The organism is Streptomyces roseochromogenus subsp. oscitans DS 12.976 (assembly GCF_000497445.1).
GTDB classification, from domain to species: Bacteria; Actinomycetota; Actinomycetes; order Streptomycetales; family Streptomycetaceae; genus Streptomyces; species Streptomyces oscitans.
The window spans coordinates 2428742-2439641 of the sequence record NZ_CM002285.1; the positions used below are offsets into that span (position 1 = coordinate 2428742).

General features: G+C 70.8%; 10 protein-coding genes. 1 reads left to right on the forward strand and 9 read right to left on the reverse strand.

The window, feature by feature from the left end; all coding sequences use genetic code 11:
- Positions 1–213: 213 nt before the first annotated feature.
- The 9 genes from M878_RS60430 to M878_RS60470 form a co-directional block, all read right to left on the reverse strand.
- The gene (locus M878_RS60430) at positions 214–1809 is read right to left on the reverse strand and encodes a tryptophan halogenase family protein (RefSeq protein WP_023546221.1); all 1596 of its coding nucleotides are present in this window, start codon (positions 1807–1809) and stop codon (positions 214–216) included.
- A 70-nt stretch (positions 1810–1879) separates the two neighbouring features.
- Positions 1880–2764, reverse strand: a complete 885-nt coding sequence (locus M878_RS60435; protein ID WP_023546222.1) for an alpha/beta hydrolase — start codon at positions 2762–2764, stop codon at positions 1880–1882.
- A 20-nt stretch (positions 2765–2784) separates the two neighbouring features.
- Positions 2785–3699, reverse strand: a complete 915-nt coding sequence (locus M878_RS60440) for a tryptophan 2,3-dioxygenase (RefSeq protein WP_023546223.1) — start codon at positions 3697–3699, stop codon at positions 2785–2787.
- A complete protein-coding gene (gene ccrA / locus M878_RS60445; protein WP_023546224.1) occupies positions 3699–5048 on the reverse strand; it encodes a crotonyl-CoA carboxylase/reductase in 1350 nt (449 codons plus the stop codon). Before ccrA ends, M878_RS60440 begins: the two co-directional genes overlap by 1 nt.
- Positions 5045–5287 carry a phosphopantetheine-binding protein gene (locus tag M878_RS60450; protein ID WP_023546225.1) on the reverse strand — a complete coding sequence of 81 codons (243 nt, stop codon included), beginning with the start codon at positions 5285–5287 and terminating at the stop codon, positions 5045–5047. The genes ccrA and M878_RS60450 overlap by 4 nt, the downstream gene beginning before the upstream one ends.
- Positions 5288–5292: 5 nt before the next feature.
- Positions 5293–6624 carry an acyl carrier protein gene (locus M878_RS60455; RefSeq protein WP_023546226.1) on the reverse strand — a complete coding sequence of 444 codons (1332 nt, stop codon included), beginning with the start codon at positions 6622–6624 and terminating at the stop codon, positions 5293–5295.
- 45 nt (positions 6625–6669) lie between these two features.
- Positions 6670–7653, reverse strand: a complete 984-nt coding sequence (locus M878_RS60460) for a 3-oxoacyl-ACP synthase III family protein (protein WP_023546227.1) — start codon at positions 7651–7653, stop codon at positions 6670–6672.
- 248 nt (positions 7654–7901) lie between these two features.
- Positions 7902–8840 carry an LLM class flavin-dependent oxidoreductase gene (locus M878_RS60465; RefSeq protein WP_023546228.1) on the reverse strand — a complete coding sequence of 313 codons (939 nt, stop codon included), beginning with the start codon at positions 8838–8840 and terminating at the stop codon, positions 7902–7904.
- Entirely contained in the window at positions 8837–10078 is a 1242-nt protein-coding gene (locus M878_RS60470; RefSeq protein WP_031224680.1) for an LLM class flavin-dependent oxidoreductase, read from the reverse strand. The genes M878_RS60465 and M878_RS60470 overlap by 4 nt, the downstream gene beginning before the upstream one ends.
- A gap of 340 nt (positions 10079–10418) precedes the next feature.
- On the opposite strand from M878_RS60470, the gene M878_RS94050 reads away from it, so the two are divergent.
- The coding region (locus M878_RS94050) for an RrF2 family transcriptional regulator (RefSeq protein WP_078630602.1) at positions 10419–10900 on the forward strand (482 nt) is incomplete at its 3' end.

Genomic DNA, 10900 nt, shown 5'->3' on the forward strand with positions numbered 1-10900 from the left:
TCACCTCCGGCTGGCGCGCCCGGCGCGCAGCGTACCGGCCGCCTGCCACCACGGCCACCGTGGCGGCGAGCACCAGGGCGAGGCGCACCAGGCCGAGAGGCTGAAGTGAGATGGACATCGAGTTCCCGTCTAGGTCCCGTCCCAGGGGCGGGGTTCAGGGGGCGGCCGGCCGGGCCCGGAGCGTTCCCGGGCCGGGCCGGCCGCCCCTGGCGGTCACGCCTTGCCGTGCAGCTTCAGCAGGTACTCGTGGGTGGACGGAAGGGTGGCCAGCAGCTCCTCACGGCGCTTCTTGATCTCCTCGAAGACCGCCTCGGCGGACGCGATCGACTCCGGCTGGTGGGCCAGCAGCGGCATCGGGTTGTCCGGCAGCTCGCCGAGTCCGGCGAGGATGCAGTAGTAGTTGGCGTTGCTCCAGAAGTTGCGGAACTCGGCCTCGAAGTTGCCGTAGTAGCCCGCCTCGTCGGTGACCGGCAGGTTCACGCCCAGGCCGGACTTGTACTCCTTGACCTTCTCGACGAACCGGGGCGCCAGCTCCAGCTCCTTGCAGGCGCGCCAGTACGGCGTGTCGTTGCGCGGTGCGAAGCTGAAGTGGCCCTGGATGAAGTCGCGGGTGTCGTCGAACATCTCCTCGACCTCGTGGTTGAACCGGTTCACCAGCACCGGGTCGAAGGACTTGTCCGGGAAGTGCTTGACCAGCTGGTACAGGGCCGCGTAGACGAAGTAGATGCCGGTGGACTCCAGCGGCTCCACGAACTGGTTGGCCAGGCCCAGGCCGATGCAGTTCTTCACCCAGGCGCGGCGGTTGCGGCCGACGCGGAACTTGACGTGGTTCAGCGGGTGCGTCTCGGGGTCGATGCCCCACATCCGGCAGAACTCCTGCGTCGCCTCGTCCTGCGAGGTGAAGCGGCTGGAGTAGACGTAGCCGGTGCCGAAGCGGCCCAGCATGGGGATCTTCCAGGTCCAGCCGGCGGACATGGCGATGGCCGAAGTGAACGGCTCCACGCCGTTGTTCTCGTCGTCGTGCGGGATCTGGGTGGCGACCGCGCGGTCGTTGAGCAGGTGATCGCTCATGTCCAGGAACGGCTCCTTCATGACGCCGTTCATCAGCAGGCTGCGGAAGCCGGAGCAGTCGATGAAGAGGTCGGCCTCCAGGCGGCGGCCCTCCTCGGTCTTCACCGCGACGATGTGACCACGCTGGTCGACATCGGCGCCGACGAACTTGTCCTGGATGTGCTGGACGCCGAGCTTCTCGACGGAGAAGCGGCCCAGGAAGTCGGCGACCTTCTGGGCGTCGAAGTGCCAGGCGTAGCTGGCCCAGCGGGTGCCGTCCAGGTAGCGCGGGGACAGGTTCCGGTCGAAGATCTGCGGTTGGGTGTAGCAGGCCTGGTCGAAGGGCTCGTCGGTCTGGCCGGTGAGCTTCTTGTGGGTCCAGTAGTGGGACAGCGGCAGGTTCTCGTGGCTGGGCAGTACGCCGAAGACGTGGTCGAAGTGGTCCTTGCCGCCCTGGTGCTCGCGGCCCAGCGCCTCACCGCTGCCCGGGGTGCGCCAGTTGATGTACCGAATGCCGAGCTTGAAGCTGGCGTTGCACTCGGGCATCCACTCCTCCTCGGACAGGCCGAGGAAGTCGAAGAAGACCTTCTGCAGGTTGGGGATGGTGGCCTCGCCGACGCCGATCCGCGGGACGGAGGGCGCCTCCAGCACCGTGACCTCGGCGCTGGAGCCGAGCGCCTTGGCGAGGTAGGCGGCGCTCATCCAGCCGGTGGTGCCGCCGCCGAGCACGAGGATCTTCCTGATCCGGTTGTCACTCATGGGAGTTGTCTCCTCACATCGAAAGTCGAACGTCGTGGGCCGAAAGCCGCGAGTCGTGAGTTCTTGAACGTCATGGACGGGGGGTGGTGGCCGGCAGCCCGAGCTGCGCGAAGACCGCCGCGCCCAGCTCGGACGCCTGTTGGTCGAGGTCGAAGGTGATGTCGAAGTGGTTGCGGTGCCCGGCGACGACCTCGCGCACCGACGCGGCACGGGGGGCGACCGCGCGCAGCAGGTCCTCGTGCTGGCGGACGAACTCGTCCGTCTCCGCGCCGCCCCTGGCCACCACGAGGGCGGGCAGGCGGGCGGGCAGGTGCCGGATCGGGCTCAGCCGGGCCGCGCTGTGCACGTCCAGGCCCAGCGGTTCGTTGACGTAGGTCAGCCGCAGCGGTTCCAGGTCGTACACACCGCTGAGCAGGGTGGCGCCGGCGAACGCGTCGGCGGGGTGCAGCCCGCCGGGCCGCCAGTCGTCCAGCAGGGCCATGGCCACCAGATGGGCGCCGGCCGAGCTGCCGCTGAGGTGGATCCTATGGGGATCCACGCCCAGGTCAACGGCGTGTTCGAGCAGCCAGGCCAGGCCGCGGCGCACCTGGGCCACGATCTCGTCGAGCCGGTACTCGGGCGCAAGGCCGTAGTCCAGGGCGGCGTAGGCCGCTCCGGCCGCGACCAGGCCGCGGGCCGGGAAGGACGACTCGTTCTTGCTCAGCTCCTGCCAGTAGCCGCCGTGCACGAACACCATCAGCGGGGCGTCCGGCACCGTGGCGGGGAAGAAATCCAGCGTCTCCGGCGGCTGTTCGCCGTAGCGGATGCCGCGGCGGGCCGGGACGGTCCGCCGGGTCCTCTCGCTCTCCACCGCGTACCGGTCCAGGAACACATTGATGTCCTCGACGCAGGAACTCGGCGAGTACTGCCGGTCGAGGGTGCGCTGGTCGTAGTCGCCGTACACGGGCGTGTCCATCTGCATGTCCTGCCTGTGTGTCAGATGCCGGAGCGGACGGCCCACAGCTCGGGGAAGAACCGGTGCCGGGCGGCGCGACGCAGCCAGTCGACACCGGAGGTTCCGCCGGTGCCCGGCTTGTGGCCGAGGACGCGTTCCACCACGAGCAGATGAGTGTGACGCCAGCGCGAGTAGTGGTAGTTGAGGTCGCACAAGGCCTCGGCCAGGGCGTACAGCCGCGGGTCCCGGTCCTGGTCGGTGTACAGCGCGGACCAGGCCGCCTCGACCGCCGGGTGCTCCTCGTAGGGCTGCGTGTAGTCGCGTTCGACGGCCTCGCTCGGGATGTCGTAGCCGCGCCGGCGCAGCAGGTGCAGTGCCGCGTCGTACAGACTGGGCGCCCGCAGCGCCGCGTCGACCAGCTCGTGGACCCAGGGCACGGCGCGGTACGCCTCGGCCATCCGGGGTGACTTGTTGCCGAGCGAGAACTCCAGCTGCCGGTACATGTACGACTGGAATCCGGATGCCGTGCCCAGTTCGTCGCGGTACCGGGCGAACTCGGTGGGCGTGATGGTGCTGACCGGCTCCCAGGAGACGGTCAGCACGCGCAGGATCTTCTCGATCCGCCGCAGGTACCACAGCGCGTCGTCCAGCCGGTCCGCCAGCAGCAGGTCGCGCGTGCGGTTGGTCTCGGTGAACATCAGCTTGAACAGCAGCTCCTGGACCTGCCCTGTGATGTAGAAGGTCAGCTCGGCCGGTTCGTCGCTGCGCGGGTGCTGGAGGGAGAGCAGCGAGTCGACGTGGTGGTAGTCGATGTAGGGGGTGCTGTCGGTGCCGACCTGGCCGGCGGTGAAGTCCAGCATGGGCTCGCCGCTGGTGCGTTCGGCCTGCCGGCGCCGCTCCTCCTCGGTCAGGGGCTGGTAGGCCCGTATCCGGCGGGTCTTCTCTTCAGTGGTCATCACAACTCCGTCGCAGGGTCACGGAAGCGGTCGATGGCGTCCGCATGCCGCGCCCGCAGTTCCTCGTCCCGTACGCCCAGGCCCTCGCGCGGGGCGAGGCAGAGCACACCGACCTTGCCGTGGTGGCGTCCGGCGTGGACGAGGGAGACCGCCTCGCCCACCTGGGTCAGGGGATAGCTGCGGGACAGGGTCGGGTGGATACGGCCCTTGGCGATCAGCCGGTTGGCCTCCCATGCCTCGCGGTAGTTGGCGAAGTGGGAGCCGATGACGCGCTTGAGCTGCATCCACAGGTATCGGTTGTCGTACTCGTGGCGGTATCCGGAGGTGGACGCGCAGGTCACGATGGTGCCGCCGCGGCGGGCCACGTAGACGGAGGCGCCGAAGGTCTCGCGTCCGGGGTGCTCGACCACGATGTCGGGGTCCTCGCCGCCGGTGAGGTCGCGGATGTGCCGGCCGAAGCGGCGCCACTCCCCCGGGTCGGGGGTGTCCTCGTCCTTCCAGAACCGGTAGCCCTCGGCCCGGCGGTCGATGATGTGCTCGGCGCCCATCGCCCGGCACAGCGCGGCCTTCTGCGGTGAGGAGACCACGCAGACCGGATTGGCGCCGCCCGCCAGGGCCAGCTGGGTGGCATAGGAGCCGACCCCGCCGGCCGCGCCCCAGATCAGGACGTTGTCGCCCTGCTTCATGGCGGCGCCGTTGGCCGACACGAGCTGCCGGTAGGCGGTGGAGTTGACGAGGCCGGGGCTCGCCGCCTCCTCCCAGGTGAGGTGGCCGGGCTTCGGCATCAGCTGGTTGGCCTTGACCAGGGACAGCTCGGCCAGCCCGCCGTAGTTGGTCTCGTAGCCCCAGATGCGCTGTTCGGGGTCGAGCATGGTGTCGCCGTGCCCGTCGGCGCTCTCCAGTTCCACGGACAGACAGTGGGCGACCACATGGTCACCGGCCCGCCAGCCGCGTACCCCCTCCCCGGTGCGCAGCACCACACCCGCGAGGTCGGAACCGATGATGTGGTATGGCAGGTCGTGCCGGGCGGCCGGGCCGCCCAGGCGCGCATAGCGTTCGAGGAAAGCGAAGGTGGACACCGGCGAGGACAGTGCGCTCCAGACGGTGTTGTAGTTGACCGAGCTGGCCAGCACCGCCACCAGCACCTCGCCGGCGCCGGGTTCGGGGGTGGGCACCTCGGTCACATGGACGGCCTTGGCCGGGTCCCGTTCGGACAGCGGCATCGCGTCGAACATGCCCTGCTGGTCCTTGAAGAGCACCGCCGCGCGGTAACTCTCGGGTACCGGCAGAGCGGCGACCTCCTCGGCGGTGGCCGTCCCGTCGCTCAGTGTCCCGGCGAGCGGGTTCATCCCTGGCCCTGGGCCGACGGCGCGGCGGAGAGTATCGCCTCGATGTCGGCGAGGGTGGACAGCGTGTCCATCTCCTCGTCCTCCAGCGGGCGGTCGATCTCCTCCTCGATGCGCAGCGCGATCAGGACGAACTCACCGGAGTTCAGGCCCGCGTCCCGCAGGTCCGCGCCCTCTTCGAGCCCGTCGAGGAGCTCCGGGTTGGCGATGCAGAGCCCAACGAGCTCCCGTGCCTTGGTCATCACACTCACTTCCCCACGGCCGTGCCGGCCGTGCGCGTCACGATCGTCGTCGGCACCTCGTCGAAGAGCTGGTCTCCGTGCCAGTGCCGCACCACTTCCTCGTCCGCCCTGCTGTCGCAGGGGACGAAACGGTTCAGGTACGAGCCCGCGCAGAACTCGGTGAACGCCGCGGAGCGTTCGGCGCCGAGGTCCCACTCGGCGAGCAGCGCCAGGGCCGGGTCGAGCGCCTTCCACTCGCCGTCCTCAAGGACCTCCATCCAGCCGTGGTCCTCGGCACCGACGGCCACGAAGTAGCCCTTGCGGGTGCGCACCTGGAAACCGGCGTGGGCGAGGGTCTGCGCCAGGTGCATGGAGGTCGACACGCAGTTCCCGACGCCGAGGGCGCGTGCCTTCGAGGCGTCGACGCGCAGCGCCGCGGGCACCGACTGGAAGCGGATCTTGCCCGAGCGCAGTTCCTCCAGGGCGTCGCGGTAGGCCGAGCGCAGCACCGGTGAGCGCAGCTCCATCCGCTTGCCGGCCGTGCGGACCGTGCAGTCCAGCATCATGAAGGCGGGGCGGCCGGCCACCTCGCCGCTGGGCACCGGGCCGTCACGCAGCAAGTCGTGGGTGACCTCCAGGAGTTCACCGCCGAAGCCCTCGGGGCGCACCGGCGCCAGCTCCCAGCGCTGGTCGCAGCGGCCGTGGTCCGGGCAGGTGGCGAAGTGCCGGATGCGCCAGACCTCCGGGCGGGTCCAGCTCTCCACCGAGCCCCGGGCCAGCCGGACGTTGTAGCGCACGGCCACCTCGGGCACGGAGCGGCCGGAGCCGCAGTACATGGCCAGGTTGTACAGGTCGTGCTCGTCGAAGCGGGGCCCGTCGGGGCCGTCGCCGTGGCGCAGCCCGTGGCGCATGAGGGTGTCGAGGGTGCGGTCGTCGGTCCGCATCAGCGCCAGGGCGGTGGGCCGGTCGACGCTGTAGTGGGTGAGGTCGTCGGGAGTCGGGACCAGTTTCTCCAGGGAGCGCAGCCAGCCGCGCAGTTCCCCGTCGGAGGCGGCGCCCCCGGCGGCGGGCCGGGGCTTCGGCTCGGGCCGCGACGCGGGCTGCGCCTCGGGTCGTGGTGCGGACTGTGCCGTCACGATGCGTTCGAGGTCCGCCAGGGTGGTCAGGCCGTACAGGTACTGGTCGTCGATCACCAGGCCGTGGCGGCGTTCCAGCCGGCCGATCACCTCCAGGACCCGGCCGGTGCCCATGCCGGGCAGTCGCTTGAGCACGGTGTCGTCGCGGATCTGCGCGGGCTCGACCCGGGCCTCCTCGGCCAGCAGGAGCCGTGCCTGCTCCTTGATCTCCTCGGCGTTCATGCGGGTGTCATCTCCGTCCTCTCGTGGGGTGTGGGTGCGGCGCGGTCAGTACCAGCGCAGAAGAGCGGCGCCGCCGGCGAGCCCGCCGCCCACGGCGGCCAGCAGGATGCGCTCGCCCCGGCGGATCGGCCGCTCCCGATGGGAGGCGTGCAGGGTGAGCGGCACCGAGGCCGCGGCGGTGTTGCCCAGGCCGGGCGCGGTGAAGGCGAAGCGGTCGAGCCCCACTCCGAGGTCGCGGGCGACCTCCTCCACCATCCGGGTGTTGGCCTGGTGGATCACGAAGCGGTCCACGTCGTCCACGGTCAGCGCGGCGTCGCCGAGGACTTCCTCGACGAGCTTGCGCAGGGTGGAGAGCGCGTACGTACGGACCGCGCGACCGTTCATCCGGAAGTACTGGCGCCCCTCGGCCAGGGCCTGTGCGTCCAGCGGCAGCCGCGTGCCGCCGCCCTCGACGCCTACGAACTCGTAGAGGTCGCCGTCGGTCTGCCAGCGGTGTGCCAGCAGTCCGTACCCGTCGGGCACCTCGGCGACCAGGGCCGCGCCGGCCCCGTCGCCGAACAGGCTGACCGTGCGCCGGTCGGTGCGGTCCATCAGACGCGAGAACATGTCCGCGCCGACGACGAGCACATGGCGGTCCTTGCAGCGGGAGGCGAGCAGCCCCTCGGCGAGGGTCAGACCGTACAGGAATCCGCTGCAGACCGCGTTGACGTCGAACGACGGAACGCTGCCCAGCTGGAGTTTGTGCTGCAGGATCGCGGCGGTCGCGGGCTGCGGCACGTCGGGGGTGCAGGTGGCGACGATGATGGCGCCGAGCCGCTGCCGGGCGTCGGGCACGCTGTCCAGCGCCTGTGCGGCGGCGGGCAGTGCGAGGTCGGAGGTCGCCGTGCCGTCGGCGGCATAGCGCCGTTCGTATATCCCGGTGCGATCGCCCACCCAGGATTCCTCGGCGCCTGTCCAGGCGCTGATATCCGCATTGGTGATGACGGTTTCGGGGACATGGGATCCCATGCCGATGATTCCGATGGCCATAAGGCCCTCCCTGGTCACGGCATTTCTGATGTGAATGGTGATGTCAGGCCGCGGTGTGCTGTCAGGCCGCAGAGAATCGCGGGGACCAGCGCCATCCGCGACCGGCCTGACAAATCCTTGATACGCAGCTGAATTTAGCAGTTCCGTGATTGCGCCGAGGGAATTCCTGTTTGAACAATCGTGACGGACGGGCCGGTTGGCCCGGTGCGCGAGTGCGGAGATTCCTCACTCGCGCGCCACCGGTCGCCTCAGCCGCACAGGGGAAGCGGCGGCAGCCCGAGCCGGCCCCGCAGATCCGTCGGGACGGTGTCGTCGGGCAGTGATCCGCGGCGGCACAGCCCGGGCAGCAGGCCCTCGGCGGCATGCGTGAGGCCGGCCAACGCGTCCCCGGCGGTTCCCGGGAAGCGGAGCAGGAAGCCGTCCGCGGCCCGCCGCTGGAACCACAGCTCCAGGCTGTCGACGGTGGCCCCCGGCGAGGGGACGTCGATGGTGACCAGCACCCGGACCTGTTCGGGGTCCCGGCCGTGGACGGCGGCGCACTCCTTGACCGCCCGGTAGCGGGCCCGCGCACTCTCCAGGTCCGCGACCGGGCCCACCAGGACCACATCGGCGGTGCCGCCCGCGAGCGGCCCGTCGTCCTGGACCACGACCGGATGCCCCTGCGGCGGCCGCGCGATGTTCAGGGGACCCGCGACCCGGAAGTGTTCGCCCCGGTGGTTGAGGGCGCGTAGTTTCGCGGCGTCGAAGCAACGGCCGGAGGAGCGGTCGTACACAAAGGCGTCGTCGTCGAAGCTGTCCCACAGCCCGCGCACCACGCGGACGAACTCCTCGGTGCGTCGATCGGCGCCCCCGTCGGACGCGTACCAGCCCACCCGGCCGTGTGTGATGTGGTCCAGGGAGGCGACAGCCCGAGCCACGTGGTACGGCTGCCGTTCGCCGGGCGGGACGGCGGCCACCAGACCGATGCTCCTGGTGTCCGGGGCGAGCGCCCCGAGCACCGCGGTGGGGTCGAGGGCGTCGCCCGCCGTGCCGTCGTCGTGATCGGCGATCAGTACCGCGTCCACGGCCGCCCGTTCGGCCGCGGCGGCGAACGCGCGCAGCTCGCGCAGGGACGCGCGTCCGGGGTCCAGCCATGCCCACACGTGCGGGGCCTCGGCGCCGCGCGAGGTTCTCGTGCGCCCGCTCATCGGCTCGCTCCGGCCACGGCCGGGACGGCCGCCGGGCTCGGCAGCCCGAGGTTCTCCCGCAAGGTGGTGCCCGCGTAGTCGGCGGGCAGCAGCCCGCGCCGGCGCAGCAGGGGTACGACGTGGTCCGCGAAGTCCTCGACCGGTCCGGGGAAATAGGGGAAGGAGAGGTTGAAGCCGTCCGCGGCGCCCTGCCGGAACCAGCTCTCCATATGGTCGGCGATCTGCTCCGGGGTGCCGGCGACGATTCCGCCGCCGCCGGTCATGCGCCGCGCCAGCTGACGTATGGTCAGGCCGCCTTCCCGGGCCAGGGCCACCAGCTGCTGCCGGCGCGACTTGCTGCGGTCGCTCTCGGGGATCTCCGGGAGCGGCCCGTCCAACGGGCAGCCACTGAGATCGAAGCCGCCCAGAGTGTCCTGGACCAGGCGGCGGGCCACCTCGTCGTGGACCAGTTCCTCCAGTTCCTCCACGCGTCGCCGTGCCTCCGCCTCGGTGGCCGCGACGAGCGGTGACATGGCGGGCCACACCAGTACCTCCCGCCGATCGCGGCCGTGCCGGGCGGCGCGCGCCTTGACGTCGGCGTAGTACTCCTGCGCACCGGCGATCGAGGTCTGCGCGGTGAACAGCACCTCGCCGTGCCGGGACGCGAACTCCCGGCCGTCCTCCGAGGAGCCGGCCTGGAAGATCACCGGGCGCTGCTGCGGCGAGCGCGGCATCCCTTCTTGCCCCCACAGGCGGCGCACCTCGGTGACGAAGCCGTCCGCACGCTCGTAGCGCAGATGGTGGGCGAGATGTTCGTCGAACCCGAAGTTGGCGGCCTCCAGCGGTACGAGCGAGGTGACCACGTTCCAGCCTGCCCGGCCCCCCGACAGCTGGTCGAGGGAGGCGAACCGGCGGGCAAGGTCGGCCGGGGCGTTGTAGGTGGTGGTGGCCGTGGCCACCAGACCGATGTGCTCGGTGACCGAGGAGAGCGCGGACAGCACGGTCAGCGGCTCGAAGTAGGAGGCCCGGCCGGTGCGGCTGAGTGTCTCGGCGTCCTCGCCCCAGGTGGCGAGGACGTCGGCGACGAACAGCACGTCGAACCTGGCGTTCTCCAGGGTCTGCGCGAGACGGGCACGGAAGTCGAAGTCCAGTTGCCCATCGGCGCGGGCCTGCGGATGCCGCCAGGCCGCGACATGGCCACCGGATCCGTGGATGAGAGCGCCCAGTGACATCGTGCGGGGGCGCCGGGCTGTCGTCATACGAGTTCCTCGTGTGCGTGAACGGAGCGAAGGGGCAGGGGTGAGAGGTGCAGGGGTGAGGGGGCGGCACGCCGCGCAGTGGCAGCGGGGGCCGGCGAAGGGGCCCGCCGCGGGGCGCCGGAGCCGGAAGCCGCCGGCCGCTCCCCCAACGAAGATCGTTTGATGGTGACCCTAGGCCGCACGCGCCTCCCCTCAAAGTGGTCAGCACGCTGGGCGACTTGGCGGCGCGACAGCACTGCGGATGTGCGACCGGGGAAATTCCCCGGTCGCACAGGAGGGGTCACCGCCGTCGCGATATCATCAACATTCCCTATCCACCAACATGAGCAAGGTGCGGATCATGAAGCTGTCGCAGGGAGTGGAGTGGGCTCTGCACTGCACGGTGGCGCTGGCGCAGTCCAGGGCCCAGGCGCCCGTCTCACGGCGGACCCTGGCGGGGTACTTCGACCTTCCGGAGGCGTACCTCGCCAAGCACCTGAAGTCCCTCGTGCAGGCCGGGGTGCTGACCGCGACCTCCGGACCGCGCGGCGGCTTCCGGCTCGCTCGCCCGGCGTCGGGGATCACCGCTCTGGACATCGTGGAGGCGATCGAGGGCACCCTGCCGCCCTTCGTGTGCACGGAGATCCGCCAGCGCGGCGAATGCGCGGTGCCGCCGGAGAAGTGCACTGGCCCCTGCCCGGTGGCGAAGGTCATGTACGACGCGGACCGGGCCTGGCGCGACCATCTGCGCTCGGTCACCGTGGCCGGTCTGGTCGACCGGCTGCCGCCCTGGTCCCACAGCCACGCCGGGACGCCCACCGAGGCGGACGCCTCCACGGTGCT